Origin of the sequence: Streptomyces sp. (assembly GCF_035645055.1) — a bacterium.
GTDB lineage: Bacteria > Actinomycetota > Actinomycetes > Streptomycetales > Streptomycetaceae > Streptomyces.
Genome location: NZ_DASQNH010000043.1, coordinates 1 through 20831 on the forward strand (window position 1 = coordinate 1; position 20831 = coordinate 20831).

The 20831-nt window shown below is 72.0% G+C and carries 22 protein-coding genes; 5 read left to right on the forward strand and 17 right to left on the reverse strand.

Annotated elements, in window-relative coordinates; genetic code table 11:
- From VE614_RS14230 to hisI, 4 genes are all read right to left on the reverse strand, one after another.
- The coding region (locus tag VE614_RS14230; protein WP_324936544.1) for an HGxxPAAW family protein at positions 1-75 on the reverse strand (75 nt) is incomplete at its 3' end.
- A gap of 140 nt (positions 76-215) precedes the next feature.
- Positions 216-866 (reverse strand): TIGR02234 family membrane protein, encoded by a 651-nt coding sequence (locus tag VE614_RS14235; RefSeq protein ID WP_324936447.1) that lies wholly within the window; start codon positions 864-866, stop codon positions 216-218.
- Between the two features lie 52 nt (positions 867-918).
- Positions 919-2397 carry an anthranilate synthase component I gene (locus VE614_RS14240; protein ID WP_324936448.1) on the reverse strand — a complete coding sequence of 493 codons (1479 nt, stop codon included), beginning with the start codon at positions 2395-2397 and terminating at the stop codon, positions 919-921.
- Between the two features lie 11 nt (positions 2398-2408).
- Positions 2409-2813, reverse strand: a complete 405-nt coding sequence (hisI, locus tag VE614_RS14245) for a phosphoribosyl-AMP cyclohydrolase (RefSeq protein WP_324936450.1) — start codon at positions 2811-2813, stop codon at positions 2409-2411.
- A gap of 137 nt (positions 2814-2950) precedes the next feature.
- On the opposite strand from hisI, the gene VE614_RS14250 reads away from it, so the two are divergent.
- Positions 2951-3586 (forward strand): TIGR03085 family metal-binding protein, encoded by a 636-nt coding sequence (locus VE614_RS14250; protein WP_324936452.1) that lies wholly within the window; start codon positions 2951-2953, stop codon positions 3584-3586.
- Between the two features lie 51 nt (positions 3587-3637).
- Here the strand turns inward: VE614_RS14250 and hisF are convergent, their stop codons facing one another.
- Genes hisF through hisD form a run of 8 tightly spaced genes read right to left on the reverse strand, consistent with a single transcriptional unit; the run spans position 3638 to position 9338 of the window.
- Positions 3638-4393, reverse strand: coding sequence for an imidazole glycerol phosphate synthase subunit HisF (hisF, locus tag VE614_RS14255; RefSeq protein ID WP_324936454.1), 756 nt, complete (start codon positions 4391-4393; stop codon positions 3638-3640).
- Entirely contained in the window at positions 4390-4794 is a 405-nt protein-coding gene (locus VE614_RS14260) for a RidA family protein (RefSeq protein WP_324936456.1), read from the reverse strand. Before VE614_RS14260 ends, hisF begins: the two co-directional genes overlap by 4 nt.
- The gene (priA, locus tag VE614_RS14265) at positions 4791-5516 is read right to left on the reverse strand and encodes a bifunctional 1-(5-phosphoribosyl)-5-((5-phosphoribosylamino)methylideneamino)imidazole-4-carboxamide isomerase/phosphoribosylanthranilate isomerase PriA (RefSeq protein WP_324936458.1); all 726 of its coding nucleotides are present in this window, start codon (positions 5514-5516) and stop codon (positions 4791-4793) included. The genes VE614_RS14260 and priA overlap by 4 nt, the downstream gene beginning before the upstream one ends.
- A 4-nt stretch (positions 5517-5520) precedes the next feature.
- Positions 5521-6165, reverse strand: a complete 645-nt coding sequence (hisH, locus tag VE614_RS14270) for an imidazole glycerol phosphate synthase subunit HisH (RefSeq protein WP_324936460.1) — start codon at positions 6163-6165, stop codon at positions 5521-5523.
- The gene (locus VE614_RS14275) at positions 6156-6320 is read right to left on the reverse strand and encodes a hypothetical protein (RefSeq protein WP_169731530.1); all 165 of its coding nucleotides are present in this window, start codon (positions 6318-6320) and stop codon (positions 6156-6158) included. The genes hisH and VE614_RS14275 overlap by 10 nt, the downstream gene beginning before the upstream one ends.
- Positions 6317-6910 carry an imidazoleglycerol-phosphate dehydratase HisB gene (gene hisB, locus VE614_RS14280; RefSeq protein WP_324936461.1) on the reverse strand — a complete coding sequence of 198 codons (594 nt, stop codon included), beginning with the start codon at positions 6908-6910 and terminating at the stop codon, positions 6317-6319. The genes VE614_RS14275 and hisB overlap by 4 nt, the downstream gene beginning before the upstream one ends.
- Positions 6907-8016: a histidinol-phosphate transaminase gene (locus VE614_RS14285; RefSeq protein WP_324936462.1), complete on the reverse strand. Its 1110-nt coding sequence runs from the start codon at positions 8014-8016 to the stop codon at positions 6907-6909. Before VE614_RS14285 ends, hisB begins: the two co-directional genes overlap by 4 nt.
- Positions 8013-9338, reverse strand: coding sequence for a histidinol dehydrogenase (gene hisD, locus VE614_RS14290; RefSeq protein ID WP_324936463.1), 1326 nt, complete (start codon positions 9336-9338; stop codon positions 8013-8015). The genes VE614_RS14285 and hisD overlap by 4 nt, the downstream gene beginning before the upstream one ends.
- Positions 9339-9516: 178 nt before the next feature.
- Between hisD and VE614_RS14295 the strand changes: the two genes are divergently transcribed.
- The 3 genes from VE614_RS14295 to ybaK all read left to right on the forward strand — a co-directional run bounded on the left by VE614_RS14295 (position 9517) and on the right by ybaK (position 12572).
- Positions 9517-11100 (forward strand): oxidoreductase, encoded by a 1584-nt coding sequence (locus VE614_RS14295; protein WP_324936464.1) that lies wholly within the window; start codon positions 9517-9519, stop codon positions 11098-11100.
- 214 nt (positions 11101-11314) lie between these two features.
- Complete coding sequence (locus tag VE614_RS14300; protein WP_324936465.1) at positions 11315-12055, forward strand: LON peptidase substrate-binding domain-containing protein; 741 nt, start codon at positions 11315-11317, stop codon at positions 12053-12055.
- Positions 12056-12068: 13 nt separating this feature from the next.
- On the forward strand, positions 12069-12572 hold the full coding sequence (gene ybaK / locus VE614_RS14305; RefSeq protein ID WP_324936466.1) for a Cys-tRNA(Pro) deacylase: 504 nt from the start codon (positions 12069-12071) through the stop codon (positions 12570-12572).
- 132 nt (positions 12573-12704) lie between these two features.
- Here the strand turns inward: ybaK and VE614_RS14310 are convergent, their stop codons facing one another.
- From VE614_RS14310 to VE614_RS14325, 4 genes are all read right to left on the reverse strand, one after another.
- On the reverse strand, positions 12705-13385 hold the full coding sequence (locus VE614_RS14310; protein WP_324936467.1) for an AAA family ATPase: 681 nt from the start codon (positions 13383-13385) through the stop codon (positions 12705-12707).
- 34 nt (positions 13386-13419) lie between these two features.
- Positions 13420-14241 carry an ABC transporter permease gene (locus VE614_RS14315; RefSeq protein ID WP_324936468.1) on the reverse strand — a complete coding sequence of 274 codons (822 nt, stop codon included), beginning with the start codon at positions 14239-14241 and terminating at the stop codon, positions 13420-13422.
- Between the two features lie 76 nt (positions 14242-14317).
- The gene (locus tag VE614_RS14320; RefSeq protein ID WP_324936545.1) at positions 14318-15292 is read right to left on the reverse strand and encodes an ABC transporter ATP-binding protein; all 975 of its coding nucleotides are present in this window, start codon (positions 15290-15292) and stop codon (positions 14318-14320) included.
- Positions 15293-15497: 205 nt separating this feature from the next.
- Positions 15498-16724 carry an NYN domain-containing protein gene (locus VE614_RS14325; protein ID WP_324936469.1) on the reverse strand — a complete coding sequence of 409 codons (1227 nt, stop codon included), beginning with the start codon at positions 16722-16724 and terminating at the stop codon, positions 15498-15500.
- Between the two features lie 243 nt (positions 16725-16967).
- On the opposite strand from VE614_RS14325, the gene VE614_RS14330 reads away from it, so the two are divergent.
- Positions 16968-17126 (forward strand): hypothetical protein, encoded by a 159-nt coding sequence (locus VE614_RS14330; protein ID WP_324936471.1) that lies wholly within the window; start codon positions 16968-16970, stop codon positions 17124-17126.
- 125 nt (positions 17127-17251) lie between these two features.
- Here VE614_RS14330 and dnaE read toward each other — a convergent pair whose 3' ends face one another.
- Entirely contained in the window at positions 17252-20791 is a 3540-nt protein-coding gene (gene dnaE, locus VE614_RS14335; RefSeq protein ID WP_324936473.1) for a DNA polymerase III subunit alpha, read from the reverse strand.
- Positions 20792-20831 lie beyond the last annotated feature (40 nt).

Here is a 20831-nt window from a genome sequence, read left to right on the forward strand (position 1 = left end):
GAAACCGATGAAGGCGATGATGACACCGGTCCAGGCGGCCGGGGTGTGACCGTGCCCGTGGCTGCTGTCCGCCATTGCTTGCTCCTCGTAGCCGTGTACGTGTGTGAGCCTGACGCTCGTCGTCCATTGTCCCGTACGCCCGCGCCGGGGTGGCCCCGGGGTCGCGTCTGTTTCGCCACACCGGGGCGAGTTGGCCGGATCACCGCCGTCGGCCGTCAGGCCGGGCCGGTGCCGGTGGGGTCCTCGCCGCGGTCCAGAGCCTTCCACAGGTCCTCGGGCCGGTCCGGGTCGACGACGGGGGCGGTGCGGCGCGGCCGGGGGGCGCCGGTGCGCTCGTAGCGGCCGGACATCGTGGGCCAGCGGCGGCCGTAGCGCAGGGCGAGCAGTCCGGCGCACAGGATCAGCGCGCCGCCGGCGGCCGCGACGTACGGCCACGCGGTGTGGCTGAGCGCGTGGACGGTGGCCGAGGTGTCGCCGGAGGCGCGGGCGGCCCGCTCGTCGAGCGCGGCGGTGTCGGAGGCGCCGAGCAGGGCGGCGGCGGCGATGCCGGCGCCGGACAGCGTGAGCAGCGCGGCGACCACGAGGCGGCCGGCGCGGCGTACGGCGAACACGGCGACGAGCGCGGCGAGGCCCACTATGGCCAGGGCCGCGGGGACGCCGGTGACGTCGCTGCCGTTGGCGGTCAGGGGGAAGGAGCCGCCGGCCACCGTCGCGGTGCCCTCCGACCACTGCTGGCGGGTGGCGAGGAGCACCAGGGCCGCGCCGAGCGCGCCGCACAGCAGCGCCACGGCGAGGCTCCGGCGCCCGGCCCGCGCGGGTCGTGGGGCTTCGGATCGGGGGTGAGGAGCAGCAGTCACGTACTCCACTATCGCCTGAACCCCGGGCGAACCGTCACCCGGGGCTCACGTGATCCGCGCCCTACTCGCCGAGCCGGCTGGCGGTGTGGACGGCCCGCAGGACCGCGGCGGCCTTGTTGCGGCACTCGGTGTCCTCGGCGACGGGGTCGGAGTCGGCGACGACTCCGGCGCCCGCCTGGACGTAGGCGGTGCCGTCGCGCAGCAGCGCGGTGCGGATGGCGATGGCGGTGTCGGAGTCGCCCGCGAAGTCGAGGTAGCCGACGCAGCCGCCGTACAGCCCGCGCCGGGACGGCTCCAGCTCGTCGATGATCTGCATCGCGCGCGGCTTCGGCGCCCCGGAGAGGGTGCCGGCCGGGAAGCAGGCGGTCAGCACGTCGAACGCGGTGCGGCCCGCGGCGACCTTGCCGGTGACCGTGGAGACGATGTGCATGACGTGCGAGTACCGCTCGATGGACATGAAGTCGACGACCTCGACCGAGCCGGGCTCGCAGACCCGCCCCAGGTCGTTGCGGCCCAGGTCGACGAGCATCAGGTGCTCGGCGCGCTCCTTGGGGTCGGCGAGCAGTTCCTCGGCGAGGGCCTGGTCCTCCTGCGGGGTGGCGCCGCGATGGCGGGTGCCGGCGATGGGGTGGACCATGGCCCGCCCGTCCTCGACCTTGACCAGTGCCTCGGGGGACGAGCCGACGACGTCGAACCCGTCGAACCGGAACAGGTACATGTACGGGGACGGGTTGGTGGCCCGCAGTACCCGGTACACGTCCAGCGCGCTCGCCGTGCAGGGGGTCTCGAACCGCTGCGAGGGCACCACCTGGAAGGCCTCGCCCGCGCGGATGCGCTCCTTGATGTCCTCGACGGCCGCCTGGTACTCGGCGCCGCCCCACAGCGCGGTGTACTCCGGCAGCTCGGACGGCGGCAGGACGGCGGGCGGCTGGGCGACCGCGCGGGACAGGTCAGCCTCCATGGCGTCCAGGCGGGCGACCGCGTCCGCGTGGGCCTCGTCGACGCCGGTGTCCAGGTCGTTGTGGTTGATCGCGTTGGCGATCAGCAGGACCGAGCCCTCCCAGTGGTCCATCACCGCGAGATCGCTGGTGAGGAGCATGGTCAGCTCGGGCAGCTTCAGGTCGTCGCGCTCGCCGGGGCCGATCTTCTCCAGGCGGCGCACGATGTCGTAGCCGAGATAGCCGACCATGCCGCCGGTGAAGGGCGGCAGGCCCTCCTGGTGCGGGGTGTGCAGCGCCTCGATGGTGGCGCGCAGGGCGGCGAGCGGGTCGCCGTCGACCGGGACGCCGACCGGCGGGACGCCCAGCCAGTGCGCCCGGCCGTCGCGCTCGGTGAGGGTCGCGGCGGAGCGGACGCCCACGAAGGAGTAGCGGGACCAGGAGCGGCCGTTCTCCGCGGACTCCAGGAGGAAGGTGCCGGGGCGCTCGGCGGCGAGCTTGCGGTAGAGCGCGACCGGGGTGTCGCCGTCGGCGAGGAGCTTGCGGGTGACGGGGATGACCCGGCGGTCGGTGGCGAGCTTGCGGAACGTCTCGAGGTCCATGGCCGCCGACCTTACTGATTCCCGGCCGGCGCGTCGGCGTCCTGAAGGTCTTCCAACAGCACGTCCTCGTCGAAGCAGGTGCGCGCGCCGGTGTGGCAGGCGGCGCCGACCTGGTCGACCTTGACCAGCACGGTGTCCGCGTCGCAGTCCAGCGCGACGGACTTCACCCACTGGAAGTGACCGGAGGTGTCGCCCTTCACCCAGTACTCCTGGCGGCTGCGGGACCAGTAGGTGCAGCGGCCGGTGGTCAGCGTGCGGTGCAGCGCCTCGTCGTCCATCCAGCCCAGCATGAGCACCTCTCCGGTGTCGTACTGCTGAGCGATGGCGGGCACGAGACCGTCCGCGCCGCGCTTGAGGCGCGCCGCGATCTCGGGGTCCAGGCCGCTGGGCCTGCTGGGGGGAGGCGTGCTGGTCATGGGGCCATTGTGCCGCGCGCCACGGACAGTCCCGGCGCGGCGTCCACCAGATGGGCAGCAGGGCGCGAAGCGCCTAGTCGGGGGGCGTGGCCGAGTGCCGGGTGGGCGGACGAGGCAGGCGGTCGTAGGCTGACGGCATGTCGACCTTTGCCAAGCGTGAACGGCTCCTTCTCGCCGACCTCTTGGAAACCGCGGGCCCGGAGGCTCCCACCCTGTGCGAGGGCTGGCGGACCCGGGACCTGGCCGCGCACGTGGTGGTGCGCGAGCGCCGCCCCGACGCGGCCGGCGGTCTGCTGATCAAACAGCTCGCGCCACGCCTGGAGAAGGCGATGGAGGAGTTCGCGGCGAAACCGTACGAGGAGCTGATCCAGCTCATCCGCACCGGCCCGCCGCGCTTCTCGCCGTTCTCCCTGAAGCAGCTCGACGAGATGTCGAACACGGTGGAGTTCTACGTCCACGCCGAGGACGTCCGGCGCGCCCAGCCCGAGTGGACCGCGCGGGTGCTCGACCCGGTCTTCCAGGACGCCCTGTGGTCCCGGACGGAGCGCACCGCGCGGCTGACGGGCCGCAGCGCCCCGACCGGCCTGGTGCTGCGCCGCCCCGACGGCCAGACGGCGGTCGCCCGCCGGGGCACCCCGGTGGTGACGGTGACCGGCGAGCCGTCCGAGCTGCTGCTGTTCCTCTACGGCCGCCAGAACGTCGCCAAGGTCGATCTGGACGGCGACGCGGACGCGATCGAACGCCTGCACGACAGCAAGCAGCTCGGCATCTGAGCTGCCGAGGAGGCCGAGCCGCCGAGCCGCGCACCGGGGCACCGGACCGGGTCACCGGACCGGGTGGCCGGCCTCCCGCAGGGTCTGCTTGACCTCGCCGATGCGCAGGTCGCCGAAGTGGAACACGGAGGCCGCGAGGACCGCGTCCGCGCCGGCCTCGATCGCGGGCGGGAAGTCGGTGAGCCGGCCGGCGCCGCCGGAGGCGATCACGGGGACCGTGACGTGCTTGCGGACGGCCCGGATCATCTCCAGGTCGTAGCCGTCCTTGGTGCCGTCCGCGTCCATCGAGTTCAGCAGGATCTCCCCCGCGCCCAGCTCGGCGGCCCGGTGCGCCCACTCGACGGCGTCGATGCCGGTGCCCTTGCGACCGCCGTGCGTGGTCACCTCGAAGGAGCCGCTCTCCGTCCGCCGGGCGTCCACCGACAGCACCAGCACCTGCCGGCCGAAGCGCTCGGCGATCTCGCGGATCAGGTCGGGGCGGGCGATCGCGGCCGTGTTGACGCCGACCTTGTCCGCGCCCGCGCGCAGCAGCCGGTCCACGTCGTCGGCCGTGCGGACGCCGCCGCCGACCGTGAGCGGGATGAACACCTGCTCGGCGGTGCGGCGCACCACGTCGTAGGTCGTCTCGCGGTTGCCCGAGGACGCGGTGATGTCCAGGAACGTCAGCTCGTCGGCGCCCTCGGCGTCGTACACCTTCGCCATCTCGACGGGGTCGCCCGCGTCGCGCAGGTTCTGGAAGTTGACGCCCTTGACGACCCGGCCGTTGTCCACGTCCAGGCAGGGGATGACTCGGACCGCCAGGGTCATGACTGCTCGGCTCCTCTGAATGCCTCTACTTCGACCTCGACCAGGATGCGCGGGTCCACGAAGCCCTCCACCACCAGGAGGGTGGACACCGGCCGCACCGTGCCGAAGATTTCCTTGTGGGCGCGGCCCACCGCGTCCACGTCGCGGGCGTGCGTCAGGTACATCCGGGTGCGGATGACGGACTCGACGCCCAGCCCGAACTCGCCGATCGCCTCGATCGCGCTCGTGAAGGCCACCATGGCCTGTTCGTACGGGTCGCCCTCGCCGTACAGCACCGTCCCCTTGAAGGACGTGGTGCCCGCGACCAGGACGCGGTCGCCCGCCGCGACGGCGCGCGCGAAACCGAAGGACTCCCCCCAGGGGCTTCCGCTCTGCACGCGCCGCACGGCTCCGGACGTCATGACGACACCGTCTCCAGGGCCTCTTCCAGGGTGAACGCCTTGGCGTACAGGGCCTTCCCGACGATGGCGCCCTCGACGCCGAGGGGGACCAGCTCGGAGATCGCGCGCAGGTCGTCCAGGGACGACACGCCGCCGGAGGCGACGACCGGGCGGTCGGTGGCCGCGCAGACGTTCTTCAGCAGCTCCAGGTTCGGGCCCTGGAGGGTGCCGTCCTTGGCGATGTCGGTGACGACGTACCGCGCGCAGCCCTCCTTGTTGAGGCGGTCCAGCGTCTCGTAGAGATCCCCGCCGTCCCGGGTCCAGCCCCGGCCGCGCAGGGTCGTGCCCCGTACGTCGAGACCGACCGCGATCTTGTCGCCGTGCTCGGCGATGACCTTGGCGACCCACTGCGGGGTCTCCAGGGCGGCGGTGCCGAGGTTGACGCGGGTGCAGCCGGTGGCGAGCGCGGCGGCCAGCGAGGCGTCGTCGCGGATGCCGCCGGACAGCTCCACCTTGATGTCCATCGCCTTGGCCACCTCCGCGATCAGCTCACGGTTGTCGCCGGTGCCGAAGGCCGCGTCCAGGTCGACCAGGTGCAGCCATTCGGCGCCCGCGCGCTGCCAGGCGAGGGCGGCCTCCAGCGGGGAGCCGTAGGAGGTCTCGGTGCCGGACTCGCCGTGCACGAGGCGGACGGCCTGGCCGTCGCGGACGTCGACGGCGGGAAGCAGTTCGAGCTTGGCCATGTCTCTACAGGGTTCCGATCCAGTTGGTGAGCAGCTGCGCGCCGGCGTCGCCGGACTTCTCGGGGTGGAACTGCGTGGCCCACAGGGCGCCGTTCTCCACGGCGGCCACGAAGGGTTTGCCGTGCGTGGTCCAGGTGACCTTGGGCGCGGCGATCGCCGGGTTGTGCGTCTCCAGGGTCCAGTCGTGGACGGCGTAGGAGTGCACGAAGTAGAAGCGGGCGTCCGCGTCCAGGCCGGCGAACAGCTCGGTGCCGGCCGGGGCCTCGACGGTGTTCCAGCCCATGTGGGGGACGATGTCGGCCTGGAGGGGCTCGACCGAGCCGGGCCACTCGTCCAGGCCCTCGGCCTCCACACCGTGCTCGATGCCGCGGGCGAAGAGGATCTGCATGCCGACGCAGATGCCCATCACGGGGCGTCCGCCGGACAGCCGGCGGTCGATGACCCAGTCACCGCGCGCCGCGCGCAGGCCCCGCATGCAGGCGGCGAAGGCGCCGACGCCCGGCACCAGCAGGCCGTCCGCGTTCATGGCCTTGTCGAAGTCGCGGGTTATCTCGACGTCGGCTCCCGCGCGCGCGAGGGCACGCTCGGCGGAGCGGACGTTTCCGAAGCCGTAGTCGAAGACCACGACGCTCTTGGTGCTCAATTCCACACCTCCAGCCGCATGACGCCCGCGACGAGACACATCGCGGCGCCGATGGAGAGCAGGACGATCAGGCTCGTCGGCATCTTCTGCTTGATGAAGGAGATGATGCCGCCGATCAGGAAGAGGCCGACGACGATCAGCGCCGTCGAGGAGCCGTTCACAGCGCGCCCTTCGTGGAGGGAAGGATTCCGGCCGCGCGCGGGTCGCGCTCGGAGGCGTACCGCAGGGCCCGGGCGAGCGCCTTGAACTGGCACTCCACGATGTGGTGCGCGTTGCGCCCGTACGGCACGTGCACGTGCAGCGCGATCTGCGCCTGGGCGACGAAGGACTCCAGGATGTGCCGGGTCATCGTGGTGTCGTACTCGCCGATCATCGGCGCCATCTTCTCGGGCTCGGTGTGCACGAGGTACGGGCGGCCGGACAGGTCGACGGTGACCTGGGCGAGGGACTCGTCGAGCGGGACCGTGCAGTTGCCGAAGCGGTAGATGCCCACCTTGTCGCCGAGTGCCTGCTTGAAGGCGGCGCCCAGCGCGAGGGCGGTGTCCTCGATGGTGTGGTGGGAGTCGATGTGCAGGTCGCCCTCGGTCTTCACGGTGAGGTCGAACAGACCGTGCCGGCCGAGCTGGTCGAGCATGTGGTCGTAGAAGCCGACACCGGTGGAGATGTCGGTCTTCCCGGTGCCGTCGAGGTCTATCTCGACGAGGACCGAGGTCTCCTTGGTCGTGCGCTCCACACGTCCCACGCGGTTCATGCGTTCTGCTCCTTCTTCAGTTCACGGACCGCGTCGAGGAACGCGTCGTTCTCCTCCGGGGTGCCGGCGGTGACCCTGAGCCACCCCGGTACGCCGTTGTCCCGGACCAGGACGCCCCGGTCGAGGATCTTCCGCCAGGCCTCGTGGGCGTCGGCGAACCGGCCGAACTGCACGAAGTTGGCGTCCGAGGCCGTGACCTCGTAGCCGATCGCGAGCAGTTCGCTCACCAGGCGGTCCCGCTCGGCCTTCAGCTGCTCCACGTACCCGAGCAGCGTGTCGGTGTGCTCCAGGGCGGCCAGGGCGGTCGCCTGGGTGACCGCCGACAGGTGGTAGGGCAGCCGGACCAGCTGCACGGCGTCGACGACGGCCGGGTGCGCGGCGAGGTAGCCGAGGCGCAGGCCCGCCGCGCCGAACGCCTTGGACATGGTGCGGGAGACGACCAGGTGCGGGCGGCCTTCGAGCAGCGGCAGCAGCGAGTCGCCGTGGCTGAACTCGATGTACGCCTCGTCCGCGATCACCATCGACGGCTTGGCGGCCTGCGCGGCCTCGTACAGCGCGACGACCGTCTCCGGCGGGACCGCGGTGCCGGTGGGGTTGTTGGGGGTGGTGATGAAGACGACGTCCGGCCGGTGCTCGGCGATCGCCTTCTCCGCCGCCGCGAGGTCGATGGTGAAGTCTTCGTTGCGGGGGCCGGAGATCCAGCCCGTGCCCGTCCCGCGCGCGATGAGCCCGTGCATCGAGTACGACGGCTCGAAGCCGATCGCGGTGCGGCCGGGCCCGCCGAAGGTCTGCAGCAGCTGCTGGATGACCTCGTTGGAGCCGTTGGCCGCCCAGACGTTCGCCGGGCCGGCCTCGTACCCGGAGGTCTTCGTCAGGTACTCGGCGAGCTTGGTGCGCAGCTCGACCGCGTCGCGGTCCGGGTAGCGGTTGAGGTGGCGGGCCGCCTCGCGCACCCGCTCGGCGATCCGCTCGACCAGCGGCTCGGGCAGCGGGTACGGGTTCTCGTTGGTGTTCAGCCGTACCGGGACGTCGAGCTGGGGCGCGCCGTAGGGGGTCTTGCCGCGCAGCTCGTCCCGGACGGGGAGATCGTCGATCCGGATGTTCACTTGCTCTCCGGCACCTTCCAGTCGAACCGGGCCTTGATCGCCGCGCCGTGCGCCGGCAGGTCCTCGGCCTCCGCCAGCGTCACCACGTGGTGGGCCACCTCGGCGAGGGCGTCGCGGGTGTAGTCCACGATGTGGATGCCGCGCAGGAAGGACTGGACGGACAGGCCCGAGGAGTGGCAGGCGCAGCCGCCGGTGGGCAGGACGTGGTTGGACCCGGCGGCGTAGTCGCCGAGCGAGACGGGGGCCCAGGGGCCGATGAAGATCGCGCCCGCGTTCTTCACCCGGTCGGCGACCGCGGCGGCGTCGGCGGTCTGGATCTCCAGGTGCTCGGCGCCGTACGCGTCGACCACGCGCAGGCCCTCCTCGACCCCGTCGACCAGCACGATCGCGGACTGCTTGCCCTTGAGGGCGGGCACGATCCGGTCGTCGATGTGCTTGCTGGCCGCGACCTGGGTGTCCAGCTCCTTCTCCACGGCCTCCGCCAGCTCGGCGGAGTCGGTGACCAGGACGGCGGCCGCGAGCGGGTCGTGCTCGGCCTGGCTGATCAGGTCGGCGGCGACGTGCACGGGGTCGGCGGTGGAGTCCGCGAGGATCGCGATCTCGGTCGGGCCGGCCTCGGCGTCGATGCCGATCTTGCCGGTGAAGTAGCGCTTGGCGGCGGCGACCCAGATGTTGCCGGGGCCGGTGACCATGTTGGCGGGCGGGCAGGACTCGGTGCCGTACGCGAACATCGCCACGGCCGTCGCGCCACCCGCGGCGTACACCTCGTCGACGCCGAGCAGCGCGCAGGCGGCGAGGATCGTCGGGTGCGGCAGGCCGCCGAAGTCGGACTGGGCGGGCGAGGCGAGCGCGATGGACTCGACGCCGGCCTCCTGGGCCGGGACGACGTTCATCACCACGGAGGACGGGTAGACCGAGCGGCCGCCCGGCGCGTACAGGCCGACGCGCTCGACCGGCACCCACTTCTCGGTGACGGAGCCGCCGGGCACCACCTGGGTGGTGTGGGTCGCGCGCCGCTGGGCGCGGTGGACCAGGCGGGCCCGGCGGATGGACTCCTCCAGGGCCGCGCGCACGGCCGGGTCCAGCTCCTCCAGGGCACGGGCGAGGGCGGCGGCCGGCACCCGCACCCGGTCGAGCTTGACGCCGTCGAACTTCTCGGCGAAGTCGATCAGCGCCGCGTCGCCCCGATGATGCACGGCCTCGCAGATCGGACGCACCTTCTCCAGGGCGGCCGATACGTCGAAGTCGGCTCGGGGCAGCAGGTCGCGCAGGGCGGGACCCTCCGGGAGGGCGTCGCCGCGCAGATCGATTCGGGAGATCACGTGCTCAATTCTCGCAGATCGGCGACGGCGGCCGTTCGCGCGTATCAATGGCTGATACAGAATCCCCCGCCAACCCGGAAGATCTCCCTCACGTTTCGTGTTCGACAGGTCACTCAGCGGGCATGAACGGGTGTACGAGGACCGAAACCCGCGAGTATCCGGGAAAGGAGGGACCGATGTGACCGAAGGGGCCGCCTTACGGACCGGGGACATCCCCGACGAACTGACCGCCGCCGAGGCCGGCATGTGGCAGGCCTTCCGCAACGGCAGCGTCTACGACCTGCGCAGCGGCGACATCGTCGTCGACGATCCGCACGGCGGGCAGCCCTGGGGCCCCGAGCGGACCGTGCGGGCCCGCATAGTGTGCTGGCTGCTGCTGGACGGACCGCCCGCGCTGGCCGGCCGGGTGTCCTCGCTGAAGCTGACCGGGGTGCAGATCGCCGACTCGATGGACCTGGCCGGCGGCACCGTGGTGCCGTACGTGGAGCTGACCGGCTGCCGCTTCGAACGCGAGGTCCGGCTGCCCGAGGCCCGCTTCACCACCGTGCGGCTGGTGAACTGCTCGGTGCCCCGGCTGGAGGCGGCCCGGGTCCAGACCGAGGGCGATCTGCATCTGCCGCGCTCCCGGTTCCTGAGCGGGATGCGGCTCACCGACGCCCAGATCGGCACCGACCTGCTGCTCAACCAGGCGATCGTGTACCGCGACCGCAGCGGCCGGTCCATCGCCGCGGACGGCCTGAACGTCGGGCAGGACCTCCAGGCCGAGCTGCTGGAGTCGCACGGCGAGCTGAGCCTGCGCAGCGCCACGGTCGGGGTCTCGCTCAGCCTGCGCGGCGCCCGGCTGCGCAACCCGTACGGCCGGCTCGCGCTCAACGCCCCCCAGCTGACCGTCGAGCGCACCCTGTACCTCACCCCGGCGGGCGTCGGCGGTCTCCAGCTGAGCGGCCGGACTCCCGCGCAGGGCACCCGGGTGCAGCGGTTCGAGTGCCAGGGCGGGCTGCGGCTGGACGACGGCCGGTTCGGCGACGCGGTCGACCTCGACGGCGCCCGTCTCGTCCTCACCGACGACCAGGAGCTGTCCCTGCGCCGTGTCCAGGTGCCCGAGCTGCGCTTCCTCGGGGAACGCCCGCAGCGCGGCAAGGTGGTGCTGTCCGGCGCGCGGATCGTCAACCTCGTCGACCGGGCGAGCAGCTGGCCGGGCCCCGGGCATCTGCACATGCCGGGTTTCACCTACGAGAACCTGGTCCCGCAGGGCCCGTTCCCGCTGGCCGAGCGGCTGGAGTGGGTGGCTGCGGCGACCGCCGAGTACAACCCGGACCCGTACGAACGTCTCGCCGCCGTGCTGCGGGCCGGCGGGGAGGACGAGGACGCGCGCGAGGTGCTGCTCGCCAAGCAGCGCCGGCGCCGCGAGACCCTGCCGCCCGCCGCCAAAATCGTCGGGTACGCGCAGGACTGGACCGTGGCCTACGGCTACCGGCCGGGGCGCGCCGCCGTGTGGATGGCGGTGCTGTGGGCGGCGGGCTCCCTCGCCTTCGCGCACGCCGGGCGGCCGGAGGCGGGCGGCGGCAGCGCCGCGGACCCACCCTGGAACCCCGCCCTGTTCGCCCTCGACCTGCTGCTCCCCGTCATCGACCTCGGCCAGGCGGGCGTCTGGCAGCTGCGCGGCGGCTGGCAGTGGCTGGGAGCGGCGCTGGTGCTGCTGGGCTGGGTCCTGGCCACCACCGTGGCGGCGGGCGCGACCCGGCTGCTGCGCCGGAACTGACGGGTCCGGGGCGGGAGCGGAGTGGCCGGGAGAGCGGGGACGAAGGGGTCCGGGGGCGGGAACGGAGTGGCCCGGGAGCCGGAACCGAGTGGCCCGGGAGCCGGAAGCAGCGGGTCCGGGAGCCGGAAGCAGCGGGTCCGGGAAGGGGCCCGGCGTGCCCTTCCCGTGGGCGGGGCGGACGCCCCGACGTCCGCGACCATTAGGCTTTGGCGCCGTGACCACCGTCCGGCTGCCGCTCTTCCCCCTGAACTCGGTGCTGTTCCCGGGACTCGTCCTCCCGCTGAACGTCTTCGAGGAGCGTTACCGCGCCATGATGCGCGCGCTGTCGAAGACCCCCGAGGACGATCCGCGCCGGTTCGCCGTCGTGGCGATCCGCGACGGCCACGAGGTGGCTCCGAGCGCGCCGGGGATGCCCGATCCGACCTCGCTGCCGGAACGGGGGCCCGCCGCCGGGTTCGGCGCGGACCCCGCCAAGGCCTTCCACCGCGTCGGCTGCGTGGCCGACGCGGCCACCATCCGGGAGCGGGCCGACGGCACCTTCGAGGTGCTGGCGACCGGAACGACCCGGGTGCGGCTGCTGTCCGTGGACGCCTCCGGGCCGTACCTCACCGGCGAGCTGGAAGAGCTGCCGGAGGAGCCGGGTGACGAGGCGGGGGCGCTGGCCGAGGGGGTGCTGCGGGCGTTCCGGCAGTACCAGAAGCGCCTCGCGGGCGCGCGGGAGCGCTCGCTGGCCACCGGCGCCGAGCTGCCCGACGAGCCGTCGGTCGTGTCCTACCTGGTCGCGGCGGCGATGATGCTGGACATCCCCACCAAGCAGCGGCTCCTGCAGGCACCGGACACCGCGTCCCGGCTGCGCGACGAGCTGAAACTCCTTCGCGCCGAGACGTCGATCATCCGTACGCTGCCGTCGCTGCCCGCGGCTGAACTGACGCGCGGGCCGACGAGTCTGAACTGAAGACCGGGAACCGATGGCGAAGAAGTCGAAGAAGCAGCCCCAGTCCGGTGGCACGCCCGCGACGGTCGCGTTGACCGCGGCGGGCGTCGCGTACACGGTCCACGCCTACGACCACGACCCCTCCCACCCGTCGTACGGCGAGGAGGCGGCCGAGGCGATGGGCGTCTCCCCGGAGCGGGTCTTCAAGACGCTGGTCGCGGACGTGGACGGCAACCTCACCGTGGCGGTGGTCCCGGTGGCGGGCCAGCTGGACCTCAAGGCCCTGGCCTCGGCGGTCGGCGGCAAACGCGCGACCATGGCCGACCCCGCCCTCGCGGAACGCACCACGGGTTACGTCCGGGGCGGTATCTCCCCCCTGGGCCAGCGCAAGAAGCTCCCCACGGTCCTGGACACCTCCGCCACGTCCCACGAGACGATCTGCGTCTCGGCGGGCCGCCGCGGCCTGGAGGTCGAACTCTCCCCGAAGGACCTGACGACTTTGACGAACGCGGTCCTGGCCCCCATCGGCCGGGCCTAGGAGGGTCTCGTCGATCAGGCCGGACCGGCATGATCGGCGAGACACCCCCGGACGCCGAAGGCGGGCGCGGGCGGCACCCCGTCGCGCCGGGCTGCGAAACTCCGGCACCTCAGCGCGAACGCCGAGCGCGGCTCACCCCACCGCCCCGGTCCCGCCCTCCGGCCCGTACCCATACGGCCCCTCGGGATCCCGGGGCCCGAACAGCGCCGTCAACCCCAGATGCACCAGCAGCGCCCCCAGCGACCACGCCAGCAACGCCCCCTTCGCCCCCAGCTCGACCGGCGCCGAGAACGTCACCCCGCGCCCCACGTCCTTGGCGTGCGCCAGGACATCCTGCGCCGGTCCGAGCCACACGCCCACCCGCCAGGCGAGCAGCGACCCGAGCAGCCCTCCGACGCCCAGGGCCACCACCACCGGCACGCCCCCGCGCCGCCGCAGCAGGAACACGATCACGCCGCTGAGCACCCCGAACGCCAGCGCCAGCAGGGCGAACGTCCCGTCGACGCCGGCCGCCTGCTCCCCCTCGGTGTCCTTGACGTACACCGCCCAGCGGCCGTCCACGACGTCCCCGACCAGCGGCACGCGCGGTGCCAGCCAGTGCCACAGCAGTCCGAGCAGCACCCCGCCGAGCGCCACCGCCACCGTGATCACGGCGGCCTCCCGCACTTCGGTCTTCATCCCGGGGCCGTCCTGTCCCTGCCCTCCGTGGGCTCCGTACGCCGCACTCCCGTACCCCGCGGCGGCCGAGGGCGGCCCCTGACGGTGCGCGGACTGTTCGTGCGGCGGCGGAGGCGGTGTCAACGGTGCTGTCACCCTGACATCGTGCCAGGCCCGCCCAGGGGACGCGTCACCGGACGGCGGCCCGCCGGTACGCCCAGGTGGCCGCGGCCAGCGAGATCACCCCGACTCCGGCGCACACCGCGAGGTCGGCAGCGACGACGGCCCAGTCCGGATCGGCGGAGAAGGTCCGGGCGTACGCCTCCACGCCGTAGGTCGACGGCAGCAGGTCCCGCGCGAGCCGGATGATCTCCGGCATCCGCTCCGGCGGCAGCACCCCGAGCAGCAGCGCCGCCGACATGCCGAGCTGCCCGAGCAGCGTGGCCAGCTCGGGCCGCGGCGCGAGCAGCCCGCACACGGCCCCGAGCCCGGCGAGCGCCGCGCCCGCGAGCGGGATGACCGCGAGGAGGATCCACAGGTGGGTGAGCGGCAGTCCGAACAGCAGGCATCCGACGGCGGCGGTGACGAAGGTCCCGGGCACGGTGAAGGAGGCGTACGCCCCGGCCGCTCCGAGCACCACGGCGGCGGGCGGCACGGGCAGCGTGGCGTAGTGGTCGAGTCCGCCGGTGGCCCGCAGCTGCCCGAAGTACTGCGCGAGCAGGTTCAGGGCGACGAACGCGACGACGACGACCGAGGATCCGGCGACGACGGACTGCGCCTCGCCACCGCCGTCGACGACCCCCCGCATCATGATCATGATGCCGACGGACTGGAAGGTCGCCACGAACAGCAGCGGGATCCGCGCCACCCGCGCCCGCGACAGCTGCGCCCGGTACACGGCGCACAGCGACGGCCACAGCCGGGCGGCCGGCGCCAGCTCGGCGGCGGGACGCTTCACCTGGTCCGCGGCCAGGGCGCTGCCCGGCAGAACCTCTGCGGGTACGACACTCACGTCGTGCTGCTCCTCTTCACTGCGGCGTTCCCTCCGGCGGTGGCCCTGTTCCGTACGGATGCGGCGCCCGGGCCGCTCATGCCTTCACCAGCCCTTGCCGCGCGGCCCCGCCGAGCGCCATGTACACGTCCTCCAGGCTCGGCGTGGTCAGGGTGAAGTCGTCCAGCGCCGCGAAGGCGGCCCCGCCGGTGACGGTCGAGACGACCGCGCGGGCCTCCTCGGGCGCCAGCCGCAGCGTCCAGCGGCGCCCGGACTCCTCGGCCCGGTCCCGCAGCGCGGCCACCTCCGGGACGTCCAGCGGCGCCCGCTCCCGCCACACCAGGTCGACCCGCACCTCGCCGGCCACCTGCTCCTTGAGCCCGGCGGGCGTGTCACAGGCGATCACCCGGCCCTGGTCGAGGACGGCGACCCGGTCGAGGACGGTCTCCGCCTCGATGACGTTGTGGGTGACCAGCACGACCGTGGTGCCGCGCTCGGCGCGCCGCCGGTCGACGGCGGACCACACCGCGCGCCGCGCCACCGGGTCCATCGCGGCGGTCGGCTCGTCGAGCACCAGCAGCGGCCGCTCGCCCACCAGGGCGGCGGCGAAGCAGGCCAGCCGCCGCTGCCCGCCGGAGAGCTTCTTCAGCGGCCGGGAGGCGATCGGGGCGAGCCCGAGTTCGTCGAGTACGGCGTCCCGCTCGGCCCGTGCCCGCCGCACGTCCAGACCGCGCAGCCGCCCGGTGGTCTCGGCGGCGAGCGAGACGGTCAGCTCGTCGAGGGCGGTGGACTCCTGGCCGAGGTAGGCGAGGATGCGCGAGGCGCGCTCGGGATGGCGCACGATGTCGTGGCCGAGGATCTCGACGCTGCCGCTGTCGGGCCGCATCAGCCCGGTGAGCTGGCGGACGAGGGTGGACTTGCCGGCCCCGTTCGGCCCGAGCAGTCCGAAGATCTCGCCGCGCCGCACATCGAGCCGTACGTCGTCGGTGGCCCGTACCGCGGGTGTCCCGGGGGCACCGCGGCGCGCCCGGGTGGCGGGGTACGTCTTGGTCAGCCCGCGCACCGCACACACGACCTCACCGCTGTCCCCAAAGGCCTGTCCCGCGCGCGTACTCACAAGGGACGAGACTACGGGGTGCCGGACCGGCCTCCGCGCGCGGGGCGGCCTCCCCACCCACAAATCCACCGGTAACGATCATTCCGCCGCGTTCCGCGCAGGGGCTCCCATTGCGCGCGAGGGCGCCGCTCCTGCTCCGCGCGGCGCGCCACTCCCCGCTCTACTCCCCCGCCGGCGTGCGTTCGGCCCCGGTGCGGGCGTCCACCTCGCGCCAGAAGCCCGCGCGGATCGCGTATCGGTCGTGCTCGTCGATCTGGTCGTCCTTGTGGGCCAGCAGCCCGAAGCGGGCGGCGTAGCGCAGCAGCTCCCCGTCGATGCGGTGCGGGATCCGCGGGTACATCCCGGACAGCCGCTGGAGATGCCCCTGGTCGCCGAGGCGGGAGATCCAGCGCCGGGCGAAGACCTGCCCCACCTCGTACGGGTCCCCGCCGACCGTGGTGATGTCCTCCTCCCGGTCGGCCCACCGCTGCTCGGCGGTGGTCAGCTGGGCCAGGGTCGGCATGGCGACGGCCTCGGGCGGCTCGGAGGCGATCCCGGAGCGGTCCACCCACCCTTTGTCGGAGGACCAGCGCAGGGTGGCGGTGGTGGGGTGCTGGGCGGCCGGAGCGGCCGACTGGGTGCCGTGCGCCCGCAGCGCGGCCAGGTCCTTGGGGGTCGGCACGGCCTTCGACGCCGGCATCCGCTCCGCCGCGCCGTTCTGCGCGGCGGCCGGCTCCGGACCCGGAGGCTCCTCGGCGGTGCGTTCCGGCGCGCCGAGCGCCGACTCGGGCAGCGGCGCGGAGAGGATCGCGGCGATCTCCGGGCGCGGCGTGTGCGCCGGCGCGCAGATCCCGCCCAGTTCCTTGGCGCGTACGGCCTTGGTGATCCACGCCCGGTCGAGGACCCGGCGCTCGTCGGCCTCGGCGACCAGGTCCTCGGACTGGTTGTAGTCCCCGTCGGCGGCCTGCACGGCCCACAGATGGACGGCGACCCCGTGCTCCTTGGCGGCCATCATGCCGGGCAGCAGATCGCCGTCCCCGGTCACCAGGACCACGTCGGAGCAGGCCCGGTTGCGGGCCAGCTCGGTCAGTTCGGCGTGCATCGCGGCGTCCACGCCCTTCTGCGCCCAGCGGCCGTCACTGCGGGTCAGCGCGCCCAGCCGGACGGTGACCCGGGGCATCACCCGCAGCCGCCGGTGTTCGGGCTGCGGGACGCGGTCGGGCGCGCCGTCGAACCAGTAGATGCGCAGGAGGGGCTGCTGGGTGTCCGATTCCGCGCGTTCCCTCAGGCCCTGGATGAGGGCGTGGTGGTCGACGGTGATCCGGGACCGCGAGGGCTCTCCGGCGAGGAGGCTGGCCGCGGCCCCCAGGAGATACCCGGCGTCCACCAGGACGATGCAGCGGTCCACGCGACTCACCCTCTTCCCGGGAGGTTTGCTTCGGGCTTCCTCCGAGTCTGCCCGACCGCGCAAGGGTTAACGGCCGGAACTCGATCTTCGGCGTGGCGTTTGCGGGAATCGGTGCGGGGGCGCGCCCCCGCGTGCCTCGACAAGCCCTGTCACGGACGGTAATTGTCCGACATGCGCGGCGTGTCGGGCTATGTGAATCTGATCCCGGCCCTGGCCCCTAGATCCCCCACAGGAGGCATCACCATGGCCAAGAACAAGAACCGTGACCGTAAGCAGCCGCAGTCCGAGCGCGCGCAGCAGGCCCCGCAGTCCCCGATCGACACGCAGGACCAGCCCTCCCCGCAGGTGACCCCCGGCGACCTGGCCCGCAAGGGCCGGCAGAAGCGCTTCGGCCACAACTGATCATCGCGTCGAGGGCCGTCGTGGCCCCGGCACACGCAAGGGGCGTCTCCCGCGCGGGAGACGCCCCTTGGCGCAGCGTACGGACACCGGGCCCGCTCCGGACGACGGACCCTGAGCGAAGACCCCTAGCCCGCCAGGCAGGACGGGCCGAGCAGCACCTTCAGGTCACCGAAGAGTGCCGGGTCCGGCTTCACCCGGTGCCGGTCCAGGCGCAGCACGGTCGTCTTGGTCGGCCCCTGGAGCCTGATCCGCACCTCGCTGTCGCCCTTGTGGTGGCTGAGGACTTCGCCGAGGCGGCTGACCAGGGGCGGGGTGACCTTGACGGCGGGAATGGTGAGGACGACGGGGGCGTTGGTGCCCGCGTTGGACAGGTCCGGGACCATCAGCTCCATCGCGACCAGCCGCGGCACGTCCTCACGCTTGTCGAGGCGGCCCTTGACGAACACCACGGCGTCCTCGACCAGTTGGGTGGAGACGAGCTGGTAGGTCGCCGGGAAGAACATGCACTCGATGGAGCCCGCGAGGTCCTCGACGGTGGCGATGGCCCAGGCGTTGCCCTGCTTGGTCATCTTGCGCTGGAGGCCGGAGATGATGCCGCCGATGGTGACGACCGCGCCGTCCGCGTGCTCACCGCCGGTGAGCTGGGCGATGCCCGCGTCGGCCTTGTCGGACAGCACGTGTTCCAGACCGAACAGCGGGTGGTCGGACACGTACAGGCCGAGCATCTCGCGTTCCTGGGCGAGCAGGTAGGTCTTGTCCCACTCGTCGGTGGAGAACTCCACGTCGAGTCCGAAGCCGGGTTCGCTGCTGTTCTCCTCGCCCATCCCGCCGAAGAGGTCGAACTGGCCCTCGGCCTCCTTGCGCTTGACCGCGACCACGTTGTCGATCATCGGCTCGTACTGCGCCATCAGGCCCTTGCGGGTGTGCCCCATCGAGTCGAAGGCGCCCGCCTTGATCAGCGATTCCGTGGTCCGCTTGTTGCAGACCACCGCGTCGACCTTGTCGAGGTAGTCGGGAAAGGAGCTGTACTTCCCCTTCGCCTTGCGGCACTTGATGATCGACTCCACCACGTTGGTGCCCACGTTGCGCACCGCGGAGAGGCCGAAGAGGATCACGTCGTCGCCCTGGGCGGCGAAGTTGGACTCCGACTCGTTCACGTTCGGCGGGAGCACCTTGATGCCCATGCGGCGGCACTCGTTGAGGTAGACGGCCGACTTGTCCTTGTCGTCCTTCACCGAGGTCAGCAGCGCCGCCATGTACTCGGCCGGGTGGTTCGCCTTCAGATAGGCGGTCCAGTAGGAGACCAGGCCGTACGCGGCGGAGTGTGCCTTGTTGAAGGCGTATCCGGCGAAGGGGACCAGCACGTCCCAGAGCGCCTGGATGGCCTCGTCGCTGTAGCCGTTCTTGCGGGCACCGGCCTGGAAGATGACGAAGTTCTTCTCCAGCTCCTCCGGCTTCTTCTTGCCCATCACGCGGCGGAGGATGTCGGCCTCGCCGAGCGAGTAGCCCGCGATGATCTGGGCGGCCTTCTGCACCTGCTCCTGATAGACGATCAGGCCGTAGGTGACGTCCAGGACCTCCTTGAGCGGCGCCTCCAGCTCGGGGTGGATCGGGGTGATCTCCTGCTGGCCGTTCTTGCGCAGCGCGTAGTTGATGTGCGAGTTCATGCCCATCGGACCCGGCCGGTACAGGGCCGAGACGGCGGAGATGTCCTCGAAGTTGTCGGGCTTCATCATGCGCAGCAGGGAGCGCATGGGGCCGCCGTCGAACTGGAAGACGCCGAGGGTGTCGCCGCGCTGGAGCAGCTCGAAGGTCGTCGGGTCGTCGAGCGGGAGGCTCAGGAGATCGATGTCGATCCCCTTGTTCGCCTTCACCATCTTGACGGCGTCGTCCATGATCGTGAGGTTGCGCAGGCCCAGGAAGTCCATCTTCAGCAGGCCGAGCGACTCACAGCTCGGATAGTCCCACTGCGTGATGGTCACGCCGTCGGTGTGCCGCACCCAGACCGGGACGTGCTCGGTGATGGTCTCGCTGGACATGATCACGCCGGCGGCGTGCACACCCATCTGCCGGACCAGGCCCTCCACACCGCGCGCGGTGTCGATGACCTTCTTCACGTCCGGCTCGTTCTCGTACATCGCCCGGACCTCGCCCGCCTCCGAGTAGCGGGGGTGCTGGGGGTCGGTGATACCCGACAGCGGGATGCCCTTGCCCAGGACGTCCGGCGGCATCGCCTTGGTGATCCGGTCACCCATCGCGTACGGGTAGCCCAGCACGCGCGCGGAGTCCTTGATCGCGTTCTTGGCCTTGATGGTGCCGTAGGTGCCGATCATGGCGACCTTGTCGGCGCCGTACTTCTCCGTCACGTACCTGATCACCTCGACGCGCCGGCGCTCGTCGAAGTCGATGTCGACATCGGGCATCGAGATGCGCTCGGGGTTGAGGAACCGCTCGAAGATCAGTCCGTGCGGGATCGGGTCGAGGTCGGTGATGCCCAGGGCGTAGGCGACGATAGAGCCGGCCGCGGAGCCCCGGCCGGGGCCGACCGCGATGCCCTGCTTCTTCGCCCACATGATGAAGTCGGCGACCACGAGGAAGTAGCCCGGGAACCCCATCGAGATGATCGTGTCCATCTCGTACTCGACCTGCTTCATCCGGTCGTCCGGGATGCCGTCCGGGAACCGGCGGTGCATCCCGCGCATGGTCTCCTCGCGGAACCAGCTGACCTCCGTGTAGCCCTCCGGGATGTCGAACTTCGGCATCAGGTCGCGCTTCTCGAACATGCCCGCGGTGTCGACCATCTCGGCGATGAGGCGCGTGTTGGCGCAGCCCTCCTGCCACGCGTCCGAGGAGTCGATGGCGTACATCTCGTCCGTGGACTTCAGGTAGTAGCCGGTGCCGTCGAACTTGAAGCGGTCCGGATCGGAGAGGTTCTTGCCGGTCTGGATGCACAGCAGCGCGTCGTGCGCGCCCGCCTCGTGCGCGTACGTGTAGTGCGAGTCGTTCGTGACCAGCGGCGGGATGCCGAGCTTCTTGGCGATCTCCAGGAGGCCGTCGCGGACCCGGCGCTCGATCTCGATGCCGTGGTCCATCAGCTCCAGGAAGTAGCGGTCCTTGCCGAAGATGTCCTGGTAGTCGGCGGCGGCCTTCAGCGCCTCGTCGAAGTGGCCGAGGCGCAGCCTGGTCTGCACCTCGCCGGAGGGGCAGCCGGTGGAGGCGACGATGCCCTCGGACCACCGGGCGATGGTCTCCTTGTCCATCCGGGGCCACTTCTGCAGCCAGCCCTCGGCGTAGGCGTCGGAGGAGAGCCGGAAGAGGTTGTGCAGGCCGGTCCTGTTCACCGCCCACATCGTCTTGTGGGTGTAACCACCGGAACCGGAGACGTCGTCCCGCTTCTGGTGCGGCTGGCCCCAGAGGATCTTGCGCTTGTTGCGCCGGGATTCGGGGGCGACATAGGCCTCGATCCCGATGATCGGGGTGACTCCGGCCTTTTTCGCGGAGTGGAAGAAGTCGTACGCGCCGTGCAGGTTGCCGTGGTCGGACATGGCGATATGCGTCATGCCCATCTCATTGCAGGCGTTGAACATGTCCTTCAGCCGCGCGGCACCGTCCAGCAGCGAGTACTGGGTGTGGACGTGCAGGTGCGTGAACGGCGGCTTCGACACGGCTGCGGCCTCCAGGGGAAACGTGGGTCGACGGGGGTCC

Coding starts and splice junctions, on each gene's coding strand:
- VE614_RS14330 (WP_324936471.1), top strand. CDS start 16,968: ATGGCCAAGAACAAGAACCGTGACCGTAAGCAGCCGCAGTCCGAGCGC.
- priA (WP_324936458.1), bottom strand. CDS start 5,516: ATGGCCAAGCTCGAACTGCTTCCCGCCGTCGACGTCCGCGACGGCCAG.
- VE614_RS14250 (WP_324936452.1), top strand. CDS start 2,951: ATGTCGACCTTTGCCAAGCGTGAACGGCTCCTTCTCGCCGACCTCTTG.
- hisF (WP_324936454.1), bottom strand. CDS start 4,393: ATGACCCTGGCGGTCCGAGTCATCCCCTGCCTGGACGTGGACAACGGC.
- VE614_RS14260 (WP_324936456.1), bottom strand. CDS start 4,794: ATGACGTCCGGAGCCGTGCGGCGCGTGCAGAGCGGAAGCCCCTGGGGG.
- hisB (WP_324936461.1), bottom strand. CDS start 6,910: ATGAACCGCGTGGGACGTGTGGAGCGCACGACCAAGGAGACCTCGGTC.
- ybaK (WP_324936466.1), top strand. CDS start 12,069: ATGGCGAAGAAGTCGAAGAAGCAGCCCCAGTCCGGTGGCACGCCCGCG.
- VE614_RS14240 (WP_324936448.1), bottom strand. CDS start 2,397: ATGGACCTCGAGACGTTCCGCAAGCTCGCCACCGACCGCCGGGTCATC.
- hisI (WP_324936450.1), bottom strand. CDS start 2,813: ATGACCAGCACGCCTCCCCCCAGCAGGCCCAGCGGCCTGGACCCCGAG.